This is a genomic window from Adhaeribacter sp., from assembly GCF_057359045.1.
In genome coordinates, this window is record NZ_JBMQUD010000142.1 from 15,938 (window position 1) to 40,430 (window position 24,493).

General features: G+C 43.4%; 15 protein-coding genes. 9 read left to right on the forward strand and 6 right to left on the reverse strand.

Going from position 1 to position 24,493, the window contains the following annotated elements; genetic code table 11:
* Positions 1-871 precede the first annotated feature (871 nt).
* The 4 genes from ACO1R6_RS22130 to ACO1R6_RS22145 all read left to right on the forward strand — a co-directional run bounded on the left by ACO1R6_RS22130 (position 872) and on the right by ACO1R6_RS22145 (position 7,941).
* Complete coding sequence (locus tag ACO1R6_RS22130) at positions 872-1,312, forward strand: hypothetical protein (RefSeq protein WP_486267403.1); 441 nt, start codon at positions 872-874, stop codon at positions 1,310-1,312.
* A gap of 3 nt (positions 1,313-1,315) precedes the next feature.
* On the forward strand, positions 1,316-5,359 hold the full coding sequence (locus tag ACO1R6_RS22135; protein WP_486267405.1) for a T9SS type B sorting domain-containing protein: 4,044 nt from the start codon (positions 1,316-1,318) through the stop codon (positions 5,357-5,359).
* A 7-nt stretch (positions 5,360-5,366) separates the two neighbouring features.
* Positions 5,367-6,353, forward strand: a complete 987-nt coding sequence (locus ACO1R6_RS22140) for a PorP/SprF family type IX secretion system membrane protein (RefSeq protein ID WP_486267407.1) — start codon at positions 5,367-5,369, stop codon at positions 6,351-6,353.
* A 379-nt stretch (positions 6,354-6,732) separates the two neighbouring features.
* Positions 6,733-7,941 (forward strand): serine hydrolase, encoded by a 1,209-nt coding sequence (locus ACO1R6_RS22145; protein WP_486267409.1) that lies wholly within the window; start codon positions 6,733-6,735, stop codon positions 7,939-7,941.
* A gap of 372 nt (positions 7,942-8,313) precedes the next feature.
* Here the strand turns inward: ACO1R6_RS22145 and ACO1R6_RS22150 are convergent, their stop codons facing one another.
* Together ACO1R6_RS22150 and ACO1R6_RS22155 are read right to left on the reverse strand one after the other, a co-directional pair.
* The gene (locus ACO1R6_RS22150) at positions 8,314-10,740 is read right to left on the reverse strand and encodes a glycoside hydrolase family 2 TIM barrel-domain containing protein (RefSeq protein ID WP_486267411.1); all 2,427 of its coding nucleotides are present in this window, start codon (positions 10,738-10,740) and stop codon (positions 8,314-8,316) included.
* A gap of 391 nt (positions 10,741-11,131) precedes the next feature.
* Positions 11,132-11,932: a LuxR C-terminal-related transcriptional regulator gene (locus tag ACO1R6_RS22155; protein WP_486267413.1), complete on the reverse strand. Its 801-nt coding sequence runs from the start codon at positions 11,930-11,932 to the stop codon at positions 11,132-11,134.
* Between the two features lie 1,177 nt (positions 11,933-13,109).
* On the opposite strand from ACO1R6_RS22155, the gene ACO1R6_RS22160 reads away from it, so the two are divergent.
* Positions 13,110-13,613 (forward strand): GAF domain-containing protein, encoded by a 504-nt coding sequence (locus tag ACO1R6_RS22160; RefSeq protein WP_486267415.1) that lies wholly within the window; start codon positions 13,110-13,112, stop codon positions 13,611-13,613.
* 308 nt (positions 13,614-13,921) lie between these two features.
* On the opposite strand, the gene ACO1R6_RS22165 is transcribed toward ACO1R6_RS22160, so the two are convergent.
* From ACO1R6_RS22165 to ACO1R6_RS22175, 3 genes are all read right to left on the reverse strand, one after another.
* Positions 13,922-17,926 (reverse strand): chemotaxis protein CheB, encoded by a 4,005-nt coding sequence (locus ACO1R6_RS22165; RefSeq protein ID WP_486267417.1) that lies wholly within the window; start codon positions 17,924-17,926, stop codon positions 13,922-13,924.
* A gap of 387 nt (positions 17,927-18,313) precedes the next feature.
* Complete coding sequence (locus tag ACO1R6_RS22170; RefSeq protein WP_486267419.1) at positions 18,314-18,601, reverse strand: hypothetical protein; 288 nt, start codon at positions 18,599-18,601, stop codon at positions 18,314-18,316.
* 205 nt (positions 18,602-18,806) lie between these two features.
* Positions 18,807-19,874, reverse strand: a complete 1,068-nt coding sequence (locus tag ACO1R6_RS22175; protein WP_486267421.1) for a chemotaxis protein CheB — start codon at positions 19,872-19,874, stop codon at positions 18,807-18,809.
* Between the two features lie 127 nt (positions 19,875-20,001).
* Between ACO1R6_RS22175 and ACO1R6_RS22180 the strand changes: the two genes are divergently transcribed.
* From ACO1R6_RS22180 to ACO1R6_RS22195, 4 genes are all read left to right on the forward strand, one after another.
* Complete coding sequence (locus tag ACO1R6_RS22180) at positions 20,002-21,033, forward strand: chemotaxis protein CheB (RefSeq protein WP_486267423.1); 1,032 nt, start codon at positions 20,002-20,004, stop codon at positions 21,031-21,033.
* A 232-nt stretch (positions 21,034-21,265) separates the two neighbouring features.
* Positions 21,266-22,303 (forward strand): chemotaxis protein CheB, encoded by a 1,038-nt coding sequence (locus ACO1R6_RS22185; protein WP_486267425.1) that lies wholly within the window; start codon positions 21,266-21,268, stop codon positions 22,301-22,303.
* Between the two features lie 122 nt (positions 22,304-22,425).
* The gene (locus ACO1R6_RS22190) at positions 22,426-23,178 is read left to right on the forward strand and encodes a ZIP family metal transporter (RefSeq protein WP_486267427.1); all 753 of its coding nucleotides are present in this window, start codon (positions 22,426-22,428) and stop codon (positions 23,176-23,178) included.
* 419 nt (positions 23,179-23,597) lie between these two features.
* Entirely contained in the window at positions 23,598-24,032 is a 435-nt protein-coding gene (locus ACO1R6_RS22195) for a hypothetical protein (protein ID WP_486267429.1), read from the forward strand.
* Between the two features lie 214 nt (positions 24,033-24,246).
* Here the strand turns inward: ACO1R6_RS22195 and ACO1R6_RS22200 are convergent.
* Positions 24,247-24,493 (reverse strand): hypothetical protein (locus ACO1R6_RS22200; RefSeq protein ID WP_486267431.1); only part of this gene is annotated, 247 nt, incomplete at its 5' end.

A 24,493-nucleotide genomic window follows, 5' to 3' on the forward strand; every position in this document is an offset into this window, starting at 1 on the left:
AACAACCTACTATCATAAATTACAATTTAACCATAACGCAACATTCCGCACCTCTGCATTATACTCACAATCAGAAAGAACATTCTTAATATTTAATAAACTCCTAATTTTACAAACATATATTCAACTCAATTCCAGATTATAGAACCTAAACCAACGCACCCAAGAAAACAAATCAAATTGAACTTTATAAATTAAATAAGCAGCAAAATTGCTAAAATCAACCTTAAACGTTTTAAATTAAAAAAATAAATTGCATTTTATTTGAATTACAAAAATTTAAAAATACATTTACACTCGTAATTTATTCCAAATTATAGAAAAGAAAAGAAAGAGGCTTATGACAATATAATTACACTCCACAATTTATCTACAAAGCAGTATTTAAGTAGCCAATACACGCTACTCAGTAATATCTATGTCTTGCTTTATCGTTACATAATACAATATTTAATAAATAAATTTAAAAAAGCTACTTTACAAACTCTTTAATATATACAATTACAAAGCAAATACTTGGAAAATCAAATCTTTAAAATGAGTTTATACATTAGCATTGCCAAATTTCTTAACAGCAGTACTTATTTAAGATAAAAGGCCATAAAATATTATAACCTAAATAAAACAGCCAATAAAATATCCAAAAACCAAGCTTATATATTTCTTGACTGCCCAAAATTTATAGCCGCAGTTCTGCTTTACACCAAAACTGGTTTGGTCCAGCCAGTTTTGCCCGGACTATTACAGCAGCAGTAAGCAGTACTAAAAAGACTCAACTTCTTATTTAAATCAATTTTATCCTAAACCTTAAACCAGTACAAGCAGGGATTTAAAGCGGGTTTTAATCCCAAACCCAGAAAACAGATTATTTATGAAAAAAATCATTCTATTTACCTTACTCGTTTTTGGCTGCACATTGCCCATGCTGGCGCAGTCTCAGAACGACCGCACTGCGGTGTTACAGAAATGTATTGACCTGCCAGCGCTACAAACTTATTACCCCAAACAAGCCAATGGCTCGCCGGCACAATTGTATGTAATGCAGCACGGCGTATCGTTTCCCGAAATCACTAATGTTTCGAAAGGAGGCAAAAGAGTGGCATTCTTATCTAAAGCCGGCATTAAAGAAAATAATGTAAACACCTATTTTCTTTTCTGGACTTTTAACCTGACTCCCAATAAGGCCACGGTTGCTTACAGTTACTACTATAACAAGCAAGCTGCGCCGGAGGGTACTATGGTGGTAAACCTGGAATTAGAAAAAGCCGGCGACACCTGGGAAATAAAAAAATCGACCGTAGAAAAAAGATAATTTATGAAGATAATAAGTACAAAACTTAATAAATTTTTATTAGTAGCCTTATGCCTATTACCGGCAGGCTTACTATTTACGCCTACCGCCTTACAGGCCCAAAACATTACCGTGCTCGATAACGGTAAACTACGAGCTGGCAATGGGCAACAGAACTCAGTTAATAATTCGGGTAATTTAGAGCAGCTATTTTATTATAATAGTGTACAAAATCTCTGGCGCAAATTAACTTATAGCACTTATCCGTTAGATAATGCCATTGCGGTAGGTGGTGCTAAAGTAAACGAATGGAACATTAACGGAACCATCGTAGAAAATCCAATTCTCACCGACCAGGTTATCGATAAATCTCGTTATGTGAGCACCGCCGCAAACACAGGCTATGGCATTATTGTTTCGAGAGGTAGAGTTGCCATTGACAACTCTTTACTGGAAATAGAAAACACCTATACCTTACCACAAAATAGTGCTTTTATTGAGGTTAAAGTAAAAATCAAGAACGTAGGCACTGTTTTAGCCGAAAATGTGCGCTTGTGGATGGGTACCCGCGATGATTATGTCGGCGGCTCAGATAGCCCCCGGAAACAAAAAGGCAATTTGGTTAACGGCGAATTTACCCAGATAACTAATGCCAGCACAAAAGCCTCGGCTCTTAAGGTTTCTACCGGCGATGAAGGCATACTTTTTTATACCAACTCTCCGCGTGCCAACACGGTTGTGCAAGGCTGCTGCGGATTCCGAAACGTAATCAACCAGAATCCTCAAACCAGCATAATAGACATAACCAGTGATAATTCTTACGGTTTTTACGTACGCATGAACGACTTGCCCGCAGGTGCCAGTGATGAATTTACCTGGTATTATGCCGCCGGTGAGTTAGCCGATTTAAACGATATTATTAAAGATGTAGCCCAGGTAAGCGGTAGCATTTCAGATATTACTTCGAGCCAGGCTAAGTTTAAAGCAACTTCTAGTGTGGCCGCAACCGGTTATTGGTTAGTTACCCCACGTGGTGCCCAAGCCCCAACTGCTGCTCAAATTAAAGCCGGTACCAATTACGGTAGTGTTGTTATTGCAGCCCATGGTTCGGGCAGTATGGCTGCCAACGTAGAAAAAATATTTAACTTAACCGGTCTTAATTCGGCAACAAACTACGATTTTCATTTTGTAAACGAAGATAATACTCCGCAATTCTCGGATATATACAGAACCCAATTCGCGACCAAAGCTTTACCTACTATAAGCAATATAAGCCCGGTTACAGTTTGCCAGAATACAACTACCCCAGCTATTCCTTTTACCGTGGGTGATACCGAAACTGCCGCTAATGCTTTAACCGTAACGGTTACGTCGTCTAATGCAAATTTAGTTCCGGCGGCCAGCGTAGTTTTTGGTGGCGCTGGTGCTAACCGTACGCTTACCTTTACCCCAGCCACCGGCCAATACGGTTCGGCTACCTTAACTATTACCGTAACCGATGCCGATGGTGATTCGAGATCTACTGACCTGGCGGTAACCGTTTCTTACAACGATGTTGTAGCCCCAGTGGTAACCGATGTTACCTACAACCAGAATGCTCAGGCTACCAGCTTAGCGGCTCAGGCTACCGGCACTAATTTATTATGGTACACAGCGGCCACCGGCGGTACTGGTTCTGCTATGGCTCCTACCCCAACTACTACCCAGTTTGGCGTACAAGAATATTGGGTATCGCAAACCATTAGTGGCTGTACTTCCGGACGGGCTAAAATTAAGGTAACCATAGCAGACAATATAGCCCCCACAGTGCGGACCAGAAACATTACTGTTTCTTTAAATGCCGCCGGCCAGGCTACCATTACCGCCGCTGATGTTAACAACGGCAGTTCTGATGCATCGGGCATTGATTCATTTACTTTATCCAGAACTACTTTTGATTGCAGCAACGTTGGCGAAAATGAAGTTACCTTAACGGTAACTGATAATTACAGCAATGTGGCCACCGCCACTGCAACCGTAACAGTAGAAGATAAAATTGCCCCAGTTGCGCTGGCTAAAAATGTAACCATTGCGTTAGATGCTACTGGTCAGGCAACCATTACGGCCGCCGATGTTAATAATAGCAGCTCTGATGCCTGTGGCATTGATACATTAACGTTATCTCAAACTACGTTTAATTGCAGCAATGCAGGCCAGAACACCGTTACTTTAACGGTAACCGATGTACATGGCAATGTTGCTACTGCTACCGCAACTATAACCGTACAGGATACCATTGCACCTATAGCACTGGCTAGAAACATTACTGTTTCGTTAAATGCCGCTGGTCAGGTAACCATTGCTGCCGCCGATGTAAATAATGGCAGTTCCGATATTTGTGGCATTGATTCACTAGCTTTGTCTAAAATCACCTTTGATTGCAATAATATCGGCGAAAATGAAGTTACCTTAACTGTGCTTGATAACAGTGGTAATAGCGCTACCGCTACTGCTATTGTAACAGTAGAAGATAAAGTTGCCCCAGTTGCGCTGGCTAAAAATATTACCATTGCGTTAGATGCTGCTGGTCAGGCAACCATTACAGCCGCCGATGTAAACAACGGCAGCTCCGATGCCTGTGGCATTGCTTCTATAGAGCTTTCCAAAACAACTTTTGATTGCAGTAATGTTGGTGCCAATGAAGTAACCTTAACCGTAACCGATAATCATGGCAATGTTTCTACTGCTACCGCAACCGTAACCGTAGAAGACAAAATAGCTCCCGTTGCGCTAGCTAAGAACATTACTGTTGCGTTAGATGCCGCTGGTCAGGTAACCATTGCTGCCGCCGATGTAAACAACGGCAGCTCTGATATTTGTGGCATTGCCTCACTGGCTCTCTCCCAAACTACTTTCGATTGCAGCAACACCGGTGCCAACGAAGTAACCTTAACCGTAACCGATAATCATGGCAATGTTTCTACTGCCACCGCAACGGTAACCGTAGAAGACAAAACCGCTCCGAGCATTGCGGCACCGGCAACTGTAACTGTTAATGTTGATGCAAATAAAAATACCGCCTCAAACGTAACCTTGGGCAACCCCGTTACCGCCGACAATTGCGCTGTAACCAGTGTAACCAACAATGCTCCGGCTGAATTCCCGACTGGTAATACCACCGTAACTTGGACTGCAACCGACGCTGCCGGCAATACCACTACTGCTACCCAAATAGTTACTGTACGGCAGAATATTATCTCGGTAAAAACGCCGGTTAAGGTAAACGTACCTATCCGCACTACTTTTGCCCAGCTGAACAGCAAGTTGCCAACCACCGTTGAGGTAACATATTCTGATAATACCAAACAGGATAGACCGGTTACCTGGGCTACAGGTAGCTATAATGGTTTGGTGGCAAGTGATTATGAGCTAACCGGTACTTTAACCTTAGCTTCCGAAACTACCAACCTGAGCAATCTAGCCGCCAAGATTTCGGTAACCGTTGAGCCCAATAAAGTACCAACCGCACTGGCCTTCAGCAAGAACTCTTTCAGCCCGAATATTACCGCAGAAGAAGCTGTAGGCAATTTTAACACCACCGACCCCGACGATACTGAATTTGTGTACACGTTGGTAACCGGTGCCGGCGATGCTGATAACAATTTATTCGAGATTAAAGAAGATAAATTATTCCTGAAATCAAATAAAGGCTTATCTGGTAAAACCCAGTTTACCGTGCGCGTAAGAACTACCGATCCGTATCTGAATATCCTGGAGAAAGAATTTAAGCTGACCAAATCGGCTTACGCCAAAGCACCGGAACAACTCAAGATTGTGAACACCTTTACCCCTAACGGCGACGGTGTAAACGACGAGTGGACTATACCGGAACTTAAATTCTACAACAAAATATCGGTAGAAGTATTCGACCGGTCTGGCGTGCGGTTATTCCAAACCACCAACCCCGAAAAAGGCTGGAATGGCAAAGACAAAAACGGCCAGGTATTAAAAGGCGCTTACTTCTACGTGGTTCAGATAGAAGATATAAAACTGACGCAAAAAGGTGTTTTAACCGTGCTTAAAAAATAATTTTAAAATGAAAAAGATTTCCTTCATACTTTTATTCGTAATAGCTGCTTTGGGTGTACAAGCCCAAAGCAGAAAATACATCGGCAATTTCGCCACCTTTCAACCTTATTTTAACCCGGCTTTTACCGGCCAGGATGGCAGTATTATCCGGAGTTTGTACCGCAACCAATGGACCGGTTTTGAAGATGCACCACGTACTCTTTTCTTATCGGGCGAGCTGGACTTTGCCGATTTAGCAGCCTGGCGCCGCGGTGGCCTATCTTCTGAGCCGCGCGAAAGTGCCACAGCTTTGGCAGCCACCAATGCCATTGGTTTGTCTTTGCTCCACGACACTTTTGGCCCGTATAAAGAAAGCCAGGTACTGTTAAGTTATAGTTCCCGCATCCGGCTGTCCGAAAAACTGAGTTTAAGAGCTGGTATTGCCACCAATTACAGCACTACCAAACTAAATTCCCAAAAAATAACCGTTGATGATGAAACCGATCCGGAGTACCAAGATCTGCTCCGGAACAATAACCGCATCTACCGTTTAGATTTTAACGTTGGTTTACTTTTAACCGGCGAAGATTTTTACCTGGGTTACGCTTTAGGTGATGCGACTAAAAGCAAATTCATGACCAGCGGCGAATACCTGGTTAATTCTTTCAAACAACAGCACATTGTGCAAGCAGGTTACCGTGCAGCATTATCGGATGGTTTTGGCCTGGTAGCCAACGGTATATACCGCTACGACAATAAACTAAAAGAAACCGTAGAAGGGCAGTTAAAAGGCGTATTTTACAATACCTTTTGGGCCGGCATGGGCTACCGCCAGGATTTGGCTTACAGCTTTACGGCTGGCTTGCGCTTAAACCAAGTAAAAGTAGGTTATTTATACGAGGCAACTGCCGGCAGTGCCAAAAGCATGAACCGGAGCAGCAACGAAATTACCTTAACCTACAACCTTATTCCGGCACAGCACAAAGATTTAGGCCGCAAAATTACCATCTGGTAATCAGTAAGATTTTGCCCACTCTTTCATATTTGTAAAAGGCCCGCTAAATGAGCGGGCCTTTTCTTTTGGGGTTCATAAACCAGAAATAAAAACCAGTTATACACGAAAGCAATATTTTACCTGCTTCATTTCTGGCCAGGAGAATAAAGTGGAGAGAAAGGCCTTTGTAAGTAAAAGCATTTGCTTTAACCACGTAAGAAAATTATATTTAAATATTAACCGGTTCGGTTAAAACTTATGTGCCCGTTGCAAACGTACAGCTAATACATAATTAATTATTACGCTGATCCGGCACACACTTTTAAAATATTTCATGGTAAAAAGGCTTAAGACAATATTATCTTTTTCTTGCCCGCTTTATTGTCTGGTTCTTTTAATTATGTCTACTGCTTCCGTTCAGGCCCAAAACCGTAAAAATTTACTTCAAAAAATCCTGCGGCAGTCTACCGATTCCTTATTACAAAAGATTGTACAAAACCCGGAGAAGTACCAGGTACAAATTTTGTATACCCAGATTAACCGCGACAAGAACAATAAACCCAAGTTTACTTCTTATCCTTTCCGGGTTAATGCCAATAATTATTTCTACCCGGCCAGCTCGGTAAAACTACCCGGCGCATTAGCCGCTTTAGAAAAAATAAACAACCTGCAAATACCCGGTTTAACCAAAGATTCTCCTTTAAAAATTGATAGTGCTTACCAAAAGCAAACGGCGGTAATAACAGATACTTCGGCGGCCAACGGCAAACCCAGTATCGGGCATTATATAAAAAAGATATTTCTGGTAAGCGACAACGACGCTTATAACCGGCTGTATGAATTTGTAGGACAACAAACTTTAAATCAAACCCTGCACCAAAAAGGCTACAAAGAAGTCCGGTTGCTGCACCGGCTCTCGGTCGGCGACAACTCTGAACTGGGGCGCTACACCAACCCGTTTACGTTTTACCAGAACAATAAACCTATTTACGAGCAACCTTTGCAGTTTAATCCCGAAACTTACCCCAACCAGCTTAAAACTACTGCTTTGGGTAACGGCTATTACCAGGACGGACAGTTGATTAAGCAACCCATGGATTTTTCGGAACGGAATAATATTTCATTGCAAACCTTACAGGATGTTCTTAAATCGGTTATTTTCCCAGATGCGGTTCCGGCGGGCAAGCGTTTTAACTTAACGCCCCAAGATTATAGCTTTGTCCGCAAGTACCTCTCGATGCTGCCCCGCGAGAGCAAATATCCTACTTATAACCCGCAGACCTACCCCGATAGCTACGGCAAATTTTTACTCCTCGGCGACTCCAAAGAAAAATTGCCACCTAATCTCCGAATATTTAGCAAAGCCGGCTGGGCTTACGGTTACCTGATTGACAATGCGTACATCGTAGATTTTGAAAACCAGGTAGAATTTTTATTAACCGCCGTAATATCGGCCAACGAAGACCAGATTTTAAACGACGATCAGTACGATTATAAAACAATTGGCCTGCCGTTTATGCAACGGTTAGGCAACCTTATTTACCAGCACGAACTGGTACGACGGCAAAAGCACCGGCCTAATCTTTCTGAATTTAAATTTGATTATTAATTCTTATGGAATTGTATCAAACCTGTTGCTATCAGAAGCACGCTCCTCCTGCCCTGCGGAAGAATTAGAGAAGCTTGCTTTTAGAAGATTTCCGATAGCTGCTATTATTTAGAAATTAGACAAAAAAGTTACTACGCATTAACTGGTAATAGTGCTTAATCCATAGGTCTTTCTAAATAACGATTGTAAGCCTGTAGCATATTGGTACAAGATTTAACCTTGCCGACTGAATATCTTCAAGAATAATAACGGCCAGAGGCCGGCAGAAAACCTCACCAGCCAGACGCTGGCGAGAGCATTGGCTGAAGCGCACTCATGATTTAATATTGGAATAAGTAGTAGCTTAGGTTCAGGCAGCCCCGGTCGCTAATTTTACTCAGCTTTCATTTGCAAAATATTTGTTTTTAAACCTGGTGCGGCCAGCGTAATCTTAATATTACCAGCTTTAGGTTGGGCCTGAATGTAAGCCAATAATTTACCTCTATAGGCTTTGCGCTGCGGAGCTTTGTAATCTTCGTGGCTGGTTAAACTACCACTTTCTAAACCCAACAAAGTAGCCGGGCCTTCTATGTTTACCGTAACCTGGATTTCGGCTTCCGGTACTAAATTTCCGTTCTCGTCTATAATATTAATTTCGAGGTGCGCCAAACCCTGGCTTGCTGCAGATAATACTTTTTTATCGGTAATAACCTGAATGGCCGCCGGGGCGCCCGTGGTTTTTAACTTATACTGGCTGGCTACCAGGCCGTTTTTATAACCTTTTACTACCAATTCGCCGGGCTGGTAAGGCACTTCCCAGGAAAGAACGCGGCCTGTTGCCGCAGCTACTATTTGCTTACCCAACGACTGACCGTTTAAGAATAACTCCGCTGCATCGGTATTGGTAAAACAGCTAATCTTCAATTTATCGCCGGGAGCCCAGTTCCACGTGGCACGACCAGGTGGGTTGCGATGGTTTTGCCCTTCCGCTATTTTGCTCGCCGTCATATAAACCATGGGTTTATCAGTCCATAAGCTCTGGCGAAAATAATATTCTGGTTTCGGGAAACCGGCTAAGTCCAGAATACCAGCGCCACTACTACGAGCCGGCCAGCTTCGGGCTTCGCCCATAAAATCAAAGCCGGTCCATAAAAATTGCCCCGAAATATACGGGTTATTCGCTACGGCTTGCCAGGCATCCAGGTTTTTACCGTTTTCGCTGCCGTAAATAATGCGCTCGGGATATTTTTCGTGGTCTTCGGGATACCTATATTCCTGGTAATTGTAGCCTACCACATCCAGCACCTTGGGGTAATCGGTAAAATTAGACATAACTACTCCGGCCAGAGCGGCGGTAATGGGGCGCGAGGTATCGTATTTTTTTGCTACGGCTACTAAATGCCGGGCCAGTTCGCCTAAACGACTGGCGGGCGGATTATTGGGTTGGTAGCCCCGGCCGTAAATCTGGGGATTGCGGCCGGTACTTAATACTTCGTGCGAATAAGGATCGTTGGGATAATCTATTTCGTTACCAATACTCCACATAATAATAGACGGCCGGTTACGGTTACGCAAAATCATATCGCGCAAATCGCGGTCGGCCCATTCTTTAAAATACTGGTTGTAGCCATCTTTCCCGGGCTTGCCTACATTCCAGCCTTCAATCCATTTGTTTTTACCTATCTCCCATTCGTCAAAAGCTTCGTCTATTACCAGAAAACCTAATTTATCGCAGAGCGCGTACAAATAATCCTGGTGCGGGTAATGGCTCATCCGGATGGCATTGCAACCTACTTCTTTTAAGGCCTTTAACCGCCGTTCCCAAACTTCGGGCGGTACGGCAGCACCCAAAGCGCCGGCATCGTGGTGCACACAAATACCTTTTAGTTTCAGGTTTTGGTTATTCAGAAAAAAGCCGGCCTGGGCATCGAACCGGAAACTTCTGAAACCCACCTGCTCCTCGTAAAAATCGGTTTGCTTACCTTTTATCCAAAGCGAAACCTGTAATTTATACAAGTTAGGCTGCTCTATAGACCACAACTCCGGATTAGCAACCGGAAAAGTTAAATTAGCATCTGTAACGGCATTGGCTTTTACATTAACCTGGTTTTGTGCCGTAGCTACTATTTTATTCTGCTGATTCCGCAATTCGGTTTTTACTTGTACCTGGCTGTTCTGGGCGGTTTGGTTATTTACCGAAACTGCTATTTGGGCGGTTGCCTGGCTGGTAGTTACTTCCGGCGTAGTAAAAGCTACGCCCCATACATCTATGTGCACCGGTTCGGTAACAATCAGGTACACGTTGCGGTAAATTCCTGAACCCGGGTACCACCGCGAATCGGCAAAGTCGGTATGGTCTACTTTAACGGCTAGGGTATTAGGGCCATTCTTAAGTAGATGTGGCGTAATTTCGTACTGGAAAGCGATATACCCGTTGGGCCGCTTGCCCAACAAATGGCCGTTAACCCAAACTTCGCTGTTCTTATAAACGCCATCGAAATAAAGAAATACTTTTTTACCCTGTAAATTGGTTGGCAGGCTAAAGCTTTTCCGGTACCAGCCAATGCCGCCGGGCAAATAGCCGGTACCACTGGCCCACTCTTTACTAAACGGACCTTCTATGCTCCAGTCGTGTGGCAAATTTAACTTACGCCAGGTTTTATCGTTTAAATTCACATCGGCACCGTTGGGTACGTCGCCCCGGTAAAACTTCCAGTTGGCGTTAAATATTATTTTTTGCCGGGTGTTTTGGCTCCGGGCCTGAATGGGTAATAAAAACCAAAAACCCAAGAGTAAGCAGAGTAGCCATTTGCTGTTCATAAATACCGGAATTTAATTAGCCAGGGGAAAAAGTGATGTTACTGCAAAATACTAAAAGCATATTAATCTGGTTAAGGAAATCTACTTTTCCGGAATACACTTTTAGCAAGTTGCTATTTAGCTTTTTTTCTTAGCCGGATGTACCTTAACCAAATAATTTTTAAGAAAGTGAGCCAATATAGATTAAACAATCTGCCCGTGTTCCGCTGGGCGCATCTGGCGAGCTACCTACATTTTAACCAGATGATTCTTGCCGGAATGACGAAGAGTTCGAATTAAAATATAGCCATCTAATTTTGTCCGGATACTTTTAACAGCGCTAATACAAAAGTAAAGCCCGGACTAAACCAGATTGGCTAGCCGGTAAAGCTTAAACAAAGCACCTGGTGACCTAAATTAATCGTCGGTACATGGCGTATTGAATTAGTTCGCCGGTATTTTTAGTATTGGTTTTTTCGATAATATTCTGGCGGTGGGTGTTTACGGTATGGAAACTAATAAACAGGTTATTTGCAATGTCTTTGCTCTTGTAGCCGGCCGCTAATAATTTTAAAATTTCTAATTCGCGTTTGCTTAATTTAACCTGGGGCGGCATGGGCGTATTTTTATCTACCGCTTGGGCAGCGGCAATATCCATTTCGGGCAATTTTGGCTCCTGATTCTTTTTCAGGTAAGTAATATCGGAGCACACGCCCATAATATGGGTAACATTACCTTTGTCGTCGAGTTGTAAAACCGAATTTTGCTCCAGTACTTTTATGTAAGTTCCATTGGCGTGTAGAACGCGGTAGCTATTATGTAACTTTTGCTGCTTACGTTGGTGCGGCGACAATACCTCTATAAAGTCCCAAAGGCTTTTTACGAGGCTCCAGAGTTTGTTTATATCGCCGGGGTGGGCAATCTGGTTAAAAAAAGCCAACCCTTTTTCTTTGAATTCCTGGGCCTCGTAACCTAATATTTCTTTAATATTTTGGCTTACATAAGTAAACATTTGGGTACGAACGTCTAAAATCCAGGTAATGCAAGGGCCGTGATTTAAAAAGCGCGCTAATATGGGGTTTTCTTCGAGGTAATAATTATAGTCTATGGATACAGCACCGTACGTTTGGCTGCGCCATAACTGGCACAGTTCCTGATAAACCGGTGGCCCAGACTGACTTAATATGTCCTCGTTCGAGATGCGAGTTTCCATTCTTGCCTGCATAAAGTTGACTTTAATTACTCAGGTTGGTTTAAAATAACAGTGTTTTTTTAGTTCAGGTTACTGATTAGGTAAAGGCAGTTCAAGCGTAAGCGCATAAACTTACCTTGAGGGGAAGAGATGTATTAAAGTAAGGATTATGGTTGCAGATACAATTAACCACCAGTCACTAACCAGCAGTTAAAATTTCTTAACTTCGTTTGATTTGTACTTTTTATCGGGAAAATTTTAGCTTAGAATTAAATTCGCTTCTAATTTCAACTAAATATATAAAAAGTTAAAACATAAATAAAATATTTATGACAAAATAAATATTCTATTAAACAATATAAAGCCAAAATATTAAATTAATCATATATAAAATCCTATCTACTCAGCTTAAACTCATCTATCATTTTAAATCATTAAACTGAATATTTTCATTGCCAACAAACAACACCAACAACTTGTTAATCAAGAAATTAAGCTATAAAAGGAGACATTATTTTTGTACATTTAAAATAAACATCGCGTTTATTTTACCCTTTATTTTATTTCACCTTAAATAAGCAGCAAACACACACCAAAATTGCTATTGCAAAATACCTGGTTATGTAAGCAAATACTTATCCGGACAAATAAATATTTACCCCATTAATGGTTAATAGCTGGAAAAATTATTCTTGTTCTTGAATGCTAAAAAGCCTTTTCTGTGCCTGGAGTAATTCTTTTAACTGCTTAAAAAGTTAGCCTTTAAACTCTTAGAAAAAACGTAAAGTGCTCAATAATTACTGCTCTGGCCCGAACAGGATTGCGGTGGTAAGTTAAGGCTAACTTTAAAAACTTACTGGTTACTATTTTCTGGTAAATACAAAAAACATTTGGGGCAATAAATAGTTTTGGTTACTAAAAGGATTGGTAAACGTTTCCGAAAAACATCCAAAAACACCCCGTATAAATACTTATCTTTTGCTTTAAATAAAAATAGGACTACTTAATTTAAAATATGCTGGTAAAACTAATTCTGACAACAGTTTGATTTTACAAATATAATTTTTACTTTAATAACTAAATCAAACCAAAATTTTTAATGTAAGACACATTTGTGAATAATATAAAAATTTACCACCCAGTAGTGAGTAGATTTACTTTAATTACAGCTTTAAATTACGCGTACTTTTATTCCAACATGAATACAACTACAACCAATAACTCAACCGAAGCAGAACGTTTACAAGCAATCCTTAATCTGAATATATTAGATACGCCCCACGAACCGCAGTTTGATGCTTTGGTAACCGAGGCCGCCGCTATTTGCCAAACGCCTATTTCGCTTATTACCTTAGTTACCGAAGACCGGCAATGGTTTAAAGCCAGAATTGGCATGAAAGTACAGGAAACACCCCGCTCGGCCTCTTTTTGCCAGTACGCTATTGAAACGGACGATGTACTGGAAATACCCGATGCTTCGATTGATTTGCGTTTTTTTAACAACCCGCTGGTAACCGGCGACCCCAATATCCGGTTTTATGCCGGTGCCCCGCTGGTAACCGGAGATGGTTACCGATTAGGTACTTTATGCGTTATTGATACGGAACCCCGCGAACTTACCGAAAAACAAAAAATGGCTTTGGCAGAGTTATCGGAAAAAATTGTGGCCAAAATGGAAGAACGCCTAAAAAAACAGCTTTAACTGTCGCATAACGCCAGCTGCTGCTTTGGGCTGCTAAATGGCCCGTAAAGCAGCCGGAATATACTTATACCAAAAAATATTCCGGGTCCTTCACTATCAAATTGCAAGTACGCTTAAATTAATAGCGCTAGCCTGTGTCCCGCTGGTGAGTGAGGTTTTCTGCTGGCCACCATTTTTCTTAAAAAGTAACTCACTGGCAAGTTTATAGCGGCCAACGGCCGGAAAAATAAGGCCTTTCGGGTTTACCATTACCAGCGAGAACACACGCAATAGCCTGGCTTAGGCAAATAAATGGCCTCAGTCTGGTATTAAATTATGGCGGAAGATGGCGTTTGGGTAGCCTGGGTAGCCACTTTTATTTCTACGCTGGTGCCTTTGCCCGGCCGCGAATCTATTTTAAGTACGCCATCTAATAATTTCACCCGGTTACGGATACTGCTTAACCCAATGCCGTTTTTACGCGTGGCTTCGCCTTCTTTAAAGCCGGTGCCGTTGTCTTGTACCCGTAAATTAATAAACTCTTTGTCGTTAATCAGTTCTATGTGGGCCTGGGTAGCTTGCGCATGCTTTATGATGTTATTCATTAATTCCTGAATAACCCGGTAAAGCGATATTTCTATTAAATCCGAAAAACGTTCGTCCAGCCCTTCCAGGTCGCAGGTTACTACCAGGCTTTGACTGAAACGCCGCGTTAATTCTTCTATAGCTGCTTTCAGGCCAAAATCGCGCAGTACCGAGGGTGTTAACTCAAACGAAATCTGGCGGGTAGTGGCAATAGCTTCTTTAAGTAAATTATCTACCCGTTCTTTTACCAGTTTGTTGTTATCGGTGCGGGGTTTCAGGTCGTCGATGTTAAGTTTGGCCGCGTACAAAATCTGGCCCAGGCCGTTGTGCAAGGCTTCGGAAATTCGCTTGCGTTCGGCTTCCTGGGTTTTTAATACGGTAGTAAGCAGTTCTTTTTGCTGGGCCAAACGCAGGTTCATGTAAGCATCCTGGGCATCTTTCTGGTCCTGTACATCAATGGCCGTACCAATCCATAAATAAATATTTTGATTCTCGTCCCGGATAGGCACGGCTTTTATTATATGCCAGCGAAAGGTGTTATCTGCTTTCCGGTAAAGGCGGGCTTCTATCAGGTACACCTTACCGGTAGCCAAACATTCTTGGTAATGCGCAATTAATCTATCCCGATCATCCGGATGGATGGCATTTGTCCAGCCCCAACCAACCGATTCTTCCGTTGTCAGGCCGGTAATATCTTTCCAGATCTGGTTAAACGATTCGTTTTCGCCGGTTGGTTTGTTTGTCCAGGTAATGTGGGGCACCGCTTCCAATAAAGTCTGGAACCGCTCGGCACTGGCTTTTATTTCGGTTTGCTGCTGTAACAGTTGTTGTTCGTAGTTTTTTCGTTCTGTAATTTCCTGGAGGGTAAGCACCAGGCCATCGTTTAGTTTTACCCCAATTAAGTGTATCCAGCGGTTTTGGTCCTCCGCAACCTGCTGGTTCTCTTCCATATTTAATACGGTGCCCAGCGTTACTACTTTTATATATTGCTGCATTAATTCGTGGTGCAGCAGGTGCGGGTAAGCGCGGCTTAAAGGCTTGTTCAGGATATCGGTTTCGGCTACACCTAATAAAGCTTCGGCCTGGTTATTGAGCAAAATGCATTCAAAATCTACAATAATTTGCAAGCTGTTGCGAATAGCTTTTAAAGCCAGAATGGCGTTGGGCGAGCTATTTAAAATGCTGGCCTGAATCAGGTGCATATTTTTAAGCTCATGAATATTTACAAATAAAATAATGGCCCCTTCAATAATGCGCTCCTGGGTAACATAAGGCAATATGCGCATTAAATACCAGGTACCATTTATGTCCTGCACTTCGCGTTCAATGGTAACGGTTTGGTTAATACACTGCCGGATATCGTCGATAAATCCGGGATGCTCAATATTGTGGGTAATTTGCAGAATAGAGCGGCCAATATCGCCGTTTATTAAATTTATTTGCCCGGTAGTGGCCGGGGTAAATTTCCGGATGATCAAATGACGGTCTACATATATTTGCCCGATATCGGTACTCCGGAAAAAATTATTCAGGTCGTCGTCGAGTTCAATCAGCATTTTTATTTTGTACTGATGCTCGGCGTTAATGGTATTTAGTTCTTCGTTTAAAGATTGCAGCTCTTCGTTGGCGCTTTGCAATTCTTCGTTCGACGATAATAATTCTTCGTTGGTGCTCTGAAGTTCTTCGTTGGCGGTTTCCAGCTCTTCTACCACGCTCTGCAAATCTTCTTTGGTGTGCTGCAGCTCTATTTCCAGTTCGTTTACGCGCGTTTCGTAATGAATTTCGCTCCGGAATATCTGGGGCTCGTTTACCGAAATGGCTTGTTCGGCATCTTCGCTAAATAAAACCAGAATAAAACGGTCGTGCAGTTTTTTATCGCTCAGGTAAGGCTTTATTACTACGTTTATGTGGCGCACGGTTTCGCCGTCGCGTACCTGTATGCCCTGGGCTATCAGCTTTTCCTTATCCCGTACGGCTTTGCGCAGCATAGAACCTAAATTCATGGCTAAATCGTGCGGAACGAGTTTTAAAATATTAAAGGTAAACTGACGGTCGGGTAAGGTTAAATATTGGGTGTAATTGCCAAAGCCATGTAGCAGTTCGTAATTTTCGTCGATGTAAACGGCGGCGTACGCAAATTCTTCCAGTACCGCATCGTTTAATATTTCGGCCAGGCGGTGGTGCATTTTGTGGCGCGGATTAAATTCGCGGGTGCGGGAAGGTACTTCTATTTCGGGCTTTTTATAGCCTGCACCTGAGCTTACAAAATTTTCGATACCTAAAGCGCGGGCCTGCGTGTGGCTCCGGAATATTTTCCATTTTTTATTAACCTCTGTAAAAGCGGCGTTGTCGTGCAGGTTTTCGGAAGGGCCTAAAAACAAATAACCGCCTACTTGCAGCGAATAATGAAATTTGGTTATTACTTTTTTCTGCAGCATCGGGCTTAAATAAATAAGCATATTGCGGCAGGTTATCAAATCCATTTTACTAAAAGGCGGGTCGTTGATAACATTGTGCTGGGCAAAAATAACCATGCGCCGGATGCGGGCCGTTACCCGGAACTTGTCTTCTTCGGGGGTAAAATATTTCTCGCGGTAAGTTTCCGGTATTTCGGCAAGGGCGGCTTCGGGGTACAGGCCGGTGCCGCCAAAATCCAGCGCATCGCGATCAATATCCGAAGCAAATATTTTTACTTCAATCTCTTTTTTTATTTCGTCTAAATATTCGCGTACCAGTATGGCCAGCGAGTAAGCTTCTTCGCCGGTAGCGCAGGCCGTTACCCAAATGCGTAACTGGTCGTGCAGGCTTTTTTCGCCTACCAATGCCGGCACTACGTCGGTTTTTAGTACTTCAAAGGCTTCGGGGTCGCGGAAAAATTTGGTAACGCTAATTAAAAATTCTTTGCTCAGGATTTCAATTTCGGTGGGGTGCAGTTGCAGGTAATCTAAATAATTTACAAGCGAATACACGTTGCAAATGGCCATGCGCCGGCTAATGCGCCGGATAAGCGTGGGTCGTTTGTAATACGTAAAATCAATACCGGTGCGCTCCCGCACAATGTGCAGAATATTGTTAAAAGACGGTTCGTTTTGCGCCAGCAGTTCGTTAACCTCGTTGGTAAGCGGAATTACCTTTACGTAATTAAATATTTCGTCCGGCATCATTTCGGGCGGCAACACCTGGTCGGCAAGGCCGGTGCTAATGGCGTTGCGGGGCATACCGTCGAATTTGGCGGTATCGGGGTCTTGCACCAATACCAGCCCGCCGTGTTTTTTTATAGAGATAATGCCGTCGGTGCCGTCGGTGCCGGTGCCGGATAAAATAATACCAATGGCTTTTGCGCCCATTTCTTTGGCCAGCGATTTAAAAAACGTATCGATGGTGCGGGTACCTACATTGTCCGGCGAACGGTCAGAGAGTTGCAGCCGTCCTTGTTTCAGGGTTAAATATTTACCGGTTGGAATAATGTAGACCGTATTTGTTTCCAGAGCCTGGTCTTGTTCGGCTTCGCGAAAACGCAATACCGAGTTCCGGCTTAATAATTCGGCCAGCATATTGCGTTGTTCGGGGGCCAGGTGCTGCACAATTACGTAGCTTACGCTGTCGCGCGGCACATTCTGGAACATTGCATCTAAGGCTTGCAAACCGCCCGCCGAAGCACCAATGCCCACCACAAAAGGCGCAATGCCAGCACTTTTTTTCTTGCCCTGCTTCTCTTTGTTTGTGCCCGGATTATCTTCTTTGTTCATGTGCTGCTTAGTGGGAAGGCATTTGCCTTTCGAGATAAATTGTAAATTACCTATTTCTTTTTTACATATAAAAGAAAAGGAAGTGAATCTGGTGTAATTGCGTATATCGCGCTACGTATAAAATTATGGGCGGGTGCTGAATATATTTATTCCTTGCCTGATGATAAAACGGGGAAATCTTTTAAAACAAAACCACCAATATTATAACACTGATTTTCAGTAATTTTAAAAAAAGATTCTTAACCTTTATTAAGGCCGTATTACTTTTTACTTAGTAGTTATAGGTGGTGTTAGAAAGATAGCACCCGAAGCAGCGGAGAAAATTCTGGAATTTGGAATAGTAGGCTTTAAAATGTAATATAGTTTTAAATAATATTTTAACCTGCATTAGCTAAAAGCCTGATAACTGCTGCTGGTAAAGTTACGGGCCAGGGGCAGCAATGGGTGCCGTTGCCTTACGGCTGGTCGGTAAACCAGTTCATAGAGTTTGTTTTTATCGAGATCGTTTAATTTACGACCCAGTTTAATTTTGTAGCCCAGAAACTTTACTTTTTCGGTTACCGGCATAGTAGGGGTAATAATTTCTTCCAAATACCGCAGGTGTGCCAGTATTTCATTCCGCGAAAGCGGCTTGGTGTCGAGGTTGGTAAAAATATAATCCAGCAGCCCTGCCATAAGTTAAAAGCTCTAAAATGATAAAAAGATATGCGCTGGAGCTACTGGCCTATCTAGTTGTAATTAGTTTTGGCCGGTACTAAACAACCCCAATCTTTAACTGTTTTCTTTGCATTTTGTTTTATAAAAACGTTGTTGTAGAAATAAAATTTAAACAGCGCTAAGATATTATTTTACCTGTCTTTAGCGCAATTAAATCAGCATATTATTCGTCGGTGGGCTTGACGCTAAACTGTAAATCGCCGCTCAGCATTTGGTGCTGAAAAATAGAATCGTGAATAACGCGGGCTTGCTTATCTACTTCCCGGGCTTTGGTTAAAAAGAGTTGGGCAACACTTTGCCGGTCGTTCTCTTTAAAATGTTTACCTAATTGCTGCAGCAGCATAGTGGTTTCTTCTAAACCCCGCATGGCCTGGAACATGGCACTTTCTACCGATTCGGTAACTTCGGAAAGTAAGGCACTGATGGTATAAGCGTGGCCGGTATGGCACCGGAACCGGATCATATCGCCTTCAATTAATTTAGTAAGGGCGCCGTGGCAATCGGGGCAGGTAAACGTGGTAAGTTCGCCTTTTTCAATAATTCCCATCCGGAAAGCATTGTCGTGGCGGGCAATGGCGAGTTCTATTTCCAGTTTTTCTAATTCATCGTTTTTAACCTTAGGCTGTTGGGGCACGGGCTCGGTGGTTAATTTTACCAAAAGTGCCGCCAGTTGGCTAATGGGTACCTGGTGGTCTACATCTACAAATTCCAGCACGTTGGTGGGCATAGCCGGAAAAGCTGCATCAGTGGGGTCTTGTACAACCGTTACCCCGCCCATCCGTTTTACCGACCACAAACCCGATGTGCCGTCGTCTAGATAACCGGTAAGTACCACCCCAATTACCCGCGGGCCATATACATACGCCGCCGACCTAAAAAGCGCATCTACCGAAGGCCGGAACCGGTTTTCTTTAGGGCCCCGTTTAATTAATATTTTTTCTTTCTCCAGCAGCAAATGGTAATCAGGGGGCGCTATATAAATATGGCCGGGTTCTATAGATTGGCCATCTTGCGGATGCAACGCCGGCAAAACGCCTTCGTGGTTTAAAATATGCGGTAATTTGCTGTCGGCGTAGGGCGCAATGTGCTGCACAATAAAGATTGAGCCCGGAAAATCGACCGGTAAGCTTCTTACAAATTCCATTAAAGCATATATTCCACCCGCCGACGAACCGATAACAACAATATCGCGCTTTAAGGAGGTGGTATTACCTTTTGTTTTGCTGGGCATGGTAGCTGGTGTTAATTGTAGAGTTGTGCGTAGACGTTGTTTTACGGTGGGTTGGGCAGGAAGTTAATTTTCCGGCCTGAGTTGGTTTACCCTAATCTGATTTTACCGTAAAGAAGCAAATATTTTCATGACCAACGAACGTATGCCCGAACCTACCCACCCAATAATTGTAATGGGCTCCTCGGCTGGCGGCTGGGAAGCATTGCCGCTTATTCTGGAGAACTTACCCGATGATTTACCGGCTTCTATTTTTGTGGTACAGCACCTATCCAGCGAAACCATGGGCGAAGCTTTTATCCGGCAGTTAAATAAAAAAAGTGTGCTGCCCTGCGCCTTTGCCGTAGATAAAGAACCCATTCAGACGGGCCGGGTATATGTGGCACCACCCGATTATCATTTATTTTTAACGAAAGAAGATATCCGGATAACCAAAGGCCCGCGGGAAAATGGCTTCCGGCCTTCGGTCGATACTCTTTTCCGGTCGGCTGCGGCTAATTTTAGCTCCCAGGTTATTGGAGTTATTTTATCGGGTATGCGCGACGATGGGGTTGAAGGCCTGAATAGTATTGGCCGGAGTGGGGGCATTACGGTGGTACAAGACCCGGCAAACGCACCTTACCCAGATTTACCGCAGGCCGTTATTGGGCACATGCAGGTAAACCATATTGTAAAAGCCCTGGAAATGGGCCTGGTACTTTCGGGTTTGGTTTACCAGCCTGCCAAACAAGAAGTTGTTCCGGTTCCGACAGATGTTTTACAGGAAGCTACCATTGCCCAGCGCGTACTTACCGGAATAGAAGTAGTAGAAGAAGTAGGCACCCCTACGGGGTTTACCTGCCCCACCTGCGGTGGCGTTTTATGGGATGTAAACCATGACAACCAGGTGCATAGCTTCCGCTGCAATGCCGGTCATGCTTTTAGCCCCGATTCGCTGATGGCTTTTAAAAGTACCGAAATAGAAGAAACCATGTGGGCCGCCCTGCGCCTGCTGGAAGAGCAAAAACGGATGCTGCAAAAATTTCCGGCCCAAAACGGGTATGCGGTGCTGGAAAAAACACCTAACCTCGAAAAACGTATTGCCGAAAACCAACGCTACATAGATCGGCTCCGGTCTATGCTGTTAGGCCGCGAAAGTGGCAACGGTACAGCAAACTGGTAATTTAGTGATTAATAATTAGCAATTAGGGGTAAAAATAGGATTAGTTAGATAGAATTGGTTAGGGTAAAGAAAGGTAGCTGGATAAAATATAAAGTGGCCGAAAAATTATAAAGTTTTAAGATGGATATTCGGGACTTTCCTGAAATATAAATTACCGTATTCTTTCATTACAGCTTAACTGCAATGGCCTAACCCCGTAAGGGAATATATTTAGGCTCTTAAACCCGGAGGTATGCAGGTAATGCGTCGTAATATTATTGTAATCGGAACATCGGCTGGCGGCATGGAAGCCCTGATAAAATTACTGGAACCGCTCCCGGCCGATTTGCCTGCTGCAATTTTTGTGGTGCAACACGTATCGGCCGATTCAAATATTCAGTACCTGGTAGAACGCTTAAGGCATCATACCAAATTAAGTTGCGTGGTAGCCGAACATCATGCTCATATTGTAACCAGCGCCATTTATATTGCCCCTCCCGACCATCATTTACTTATTGATGAAAAGCATATTTTAGTTGCCCGAGGGCCGCGCGAGAACCAATTCCGACCATCTATTGATCCTCTTTTCCGGTCGGCGGCGGCTTTTCATGGCTCCAACACCATAGGCGTTATTTTAACCGGGTTTATGACCGATGGCTTGGTAGGCATGAATGCGGTACAACGTTGCGGCGGTATTACGGTAGTGCAAGATCCCGCCGATGCCGAGTACCCCGATTTACCCCGGAATATTTTACGCCATATACAGGTAACCCACACGGTGCCCATTAACCAAATGGGAGAACTTTTAACCACACTGGTGCACCAGCCTTCGCAGGATTCGGTAACAGTGCCCCCCGATATTTTACTTGAAGCACAAATTGCTCAACGTATTATGATTAATAGTGCAAATGCCAGCATTGCCGAAATGGATAAACTTGGCAAACGGGTGCCTTACACCTGCCCTGATTGCGGGGGTACGCTTTGGGAATTAACCCAGGAAAAAGATCGTGTACCCCGGTTCCGATGCCATACCGGCCACGCTTTTACCGACGAAAGTTTATTAGCCAGCATGAACACCAATTTAGAAGAAACCTTGTACGTAGCCATGCGCACCCTGGAAGAACGCCGGAGTATGCTGATGAGTATGGCCAACAACGAAAGAAGTAATTCTAAATGGGCGGCCGTACAGCGGGAACGGGCCGAGGAAATGAAAGTTCATATTGAGCGGCTGCGCAATATTTTGGAATTGGCAACCGTATCAGAGAATGAGCACCGCCAGGCGGCTGGTTAATATTTAAAACCCTGGGTAATATTTTATAGCTGGCCAGTAATTAGCAGGTGCATACCGCCAGGTGTTACAGGTAAACTGTTTTGCATTGCCTGAAAAAATCAAAAGCAATATTTTTATAAAAAATGCCCATTTGGTTACAAGCCGGCGGCTGGGGTTTACTGGCTGGCTCGGCATTGGTACTTGGTGCCGCAATAGGCTTTTACGCCCAAATACCCAACCGCTTAGTAGCCAGTATAATGGCGTTTGGCAGTGGCGTACTTATATCGGCTTTATCTTTTGACCTGGTAGAAGAAGCTTACCAACAAGGTGGTTTTGCGGCTACGGCTATAGGCTTTTTTGGCGGAGCCGGTATTTATACCGGGGCCAATTGGCTCTTAAACCGGCTGGGCGCACAGCATCGCAAACGCTCTAATAACCTGCAGGCTTCTGAACAAGACCACAGCGGCAGCGGCCTGGCTTTAGCCGTTGGGGCATTAATAGACGGCATTCCCGAATCGATAGTAATTGGCATTGGCATGATTTCGGGCGGAGCCGTTAGTGTAGCTACCGTTATAGCCATATTTTTATCTAACCTGCCCGAGGGCTTATCGAGTGCGGCCGGCATGAAACAAGCGCGCCGCCCCGCCAGCTACGTTTTTACACTCTGGGGAATTATTGCCCTGGTTTCGGGTATTTCGGCGGTGCTGGGATACACTGTTTTCGGCAATTTTTCGGCGGAAGTAATGGCCAGCACCACGGCCGTAGCCGCCGGCGCTATTCTGTCCATGATTGCCAACACCATGCTCCCTGAGGCCTTTGAAGAAGTACATGATTTTACCGGCCTTATTACCGTAGCCGGTTTTATGGTGGCTTTTATTCTAAATAAAATTGGGTAAACGGGTTAAATACCAACCGTTTAAAACTTATCGGTAAGCAAGCTAAAATAACCAGCCTTAATGGCAACTTTAACCAGGACAGGAACTAAGCTGTCCTTTTCAAAATAGCTCAACTCTATTTAGTTGATACATCCGCTATAAAAAGGTAAAACAACTACTTACTTACTTTTATTTTTTGGCTGATATTTACCTTACAACTGCAATTATAATTATCATTTACAGGTGCATTCCTGGCCAGATTGTAAGCAGCCGTATTTTCCAAATTAATCCAATTTACAGAGATGGCTAGCTAAAGTCGTCTTTAAAATCGGGTTAGCGCTAAATATTTGAAAATTTAAAATTTAAATAAAAAATATAACTACTTAATTAAACCTTTTGTAATTTATTCGCTCCAAGCACAAACGTTAAAAACATTTAACATGAAAAAAACCATTTTAATCCTGGCTTTGGCGGTTATGGGAACCGGCGTAGCCTCTGCGCATATTAATATTGCCCCTTATGTGCAACAAGGTCAGGGTCCGCAGGGTACCCCCGAAGAACGGGCCACGCAAATGACTAACCGCATGAACGAAATACTGACCTTAACGGCCGAACAAACCCCTAAAATTCAGGCTATAAATTTAAAGCGGATTAACGAGCAAATGGCTATGCGCGAAAAAATGCAGGCCGGCGGCGATCGGGAAGCCATGATGGCCCAGATGCGAACCCTGAACGAAAAATATAGTGCCGAGTACAAAGCCGTTTTAACCGCTGAGCAGTACACCAAATACGAGGCAAACATGGCCCAGTTCCGCGGTGGCCGTGGTGGTCAGGGTGGCGGCGGCGGCCAAAGACAAGGCCAGAACCAACGCTAATATTACTTACTGCATATTTCTCTATTCCTACCATTTCCTAAAAAAAAGCCTTCCTGTGCAGGAAGGCTTTTTCTTTGGTTGGCAAAGTAACTCTTACCCGGCCTTTAGTTTTAAAATGTGCTCCAGATTAATACACCAGGTACCCGTAAATTATGCTTGTAATTACCGGTAAACCAAGTCTACAAACTTTATGGGCACCTGTAGTAAGCCAAAGCTATTTTACTTTTAAAACAGCATCGGCTTGGGCTGCAATGGTTTGCTGCACGGCAGGTTTTAAGTTTTTGGCTTTAAATGTATCTTCCATTTCTTTAACCACGGCTTGGGCGGTTTGGGTATCGCCTTCCAGTACAAAACCTTTGGCCAGGTGCCGGTAAGCCCAGTTTAAAGTAATATTATCAATACCGTTATCGCCTTTAGAAGCTTTAAACACTTTGCTTAAATTATTAGCCGATTCGGTTAAA

Bases quoted from the DNA above. Each gene is read 5' to 3' on its own strand.
- ACO1R6_RS22130 (WP_486267403.1), top strand. From the start codon at position 872: ATGAAAAAAATCATTCTATTTACCTTACTCGTTTTTGGCTGCACATTG.
- ACO1R6_RS22135 (WP_486267405.1), top strand. From the start codon at position 1,316: ATGAAGATAATAAGTACAAAACTTAATAAATTTTTATTAGTAGCCTTA.
- ACO1R6_RS22140 (WP_486267407.1), top strand. From the start codon at position 5,367: ATGAAAAAGATTTCCTTCATACTTTTATTCGTAATAGCTGCTTTGGGT.
- ACO1R6_RS22145 (WP_486267409.1), top strand. From the start codon at position 6,733: ATGTCTACTGCTTCCGTTCAGGCCCAAAACCGTAAAAATTTACTTCAA.
- ACO1R6_RS22150 (WP_486267411.1), bottom strand. From the start codon at position 10,740: ATGAACAGCAAATGGCTACTCTGCTTACTCTTGGGTTTTTGGTTTTTA.
- ACO1R6_RS22155 (WP_486267413.1), bottom strand. From the start codon at position 11,932: ATGGAAACTCGCATCTCGAACGAGGACATATTAAGTCAGTCTGGGCCA.
- ACO1R6_RS22160 (WP_486267415.1), top strand. From the start codon at position 13,110: ATGAATACAACTACAACCAATAACTCAACCGAAGCAGAACGTTTACAA.
- ACO1R6_RS22165 (WP_486267417.1), bottom strand. From the start codon at position 17,926: ATGAACAAAGAAGATAATCCGGGCACAAACAAAGAGAAGCAGGGCAAG.
- ACO1R6_RS22170 (WP_486267419.1), bottom strand. From the start codon at position 18,601: ATGGCAGGGCTGCTGGATTATATTTTTACCAACCTCGACACCAAGCCG.
- ACO1R6_RS22175 (WP_486267421.1), bottom strand. From the start codon at position 19,874: ATGCCCAGCAAAACAAAAGGTAATACCACCTCCTTAAAGCGCGATATT.
- ACO1R6_RS22180 (WP_486267423.1), top strand. From the start codon at position 20,002: ATGACCAACGAACGTATGCCCGAACCTACCCACCCAATAATTGTAATG.
- ACO1R6_RS22185 (WP_486267425.1), top strand. From the start codon at position 21,266: ATGCAGGTAATGCGTCGTAATATTATTGTAATCGGAACATCGGCTGGC.
- ACO1R6_RS22190 (WP_486267427.1), top strand. From the start codon at position 22,426: ATGCCCATTTGGTTACAAGCCGGCGGCTGGGGTTTACTGGCTGGCTCG.
- ACO1R6_RS22195 (WP_486267429.1), top strand. From the start codon at position 23,598: ATGAAAAAAACCATTTTAATCCTGGCTTTGGCGGTTATGGGAACCGGC.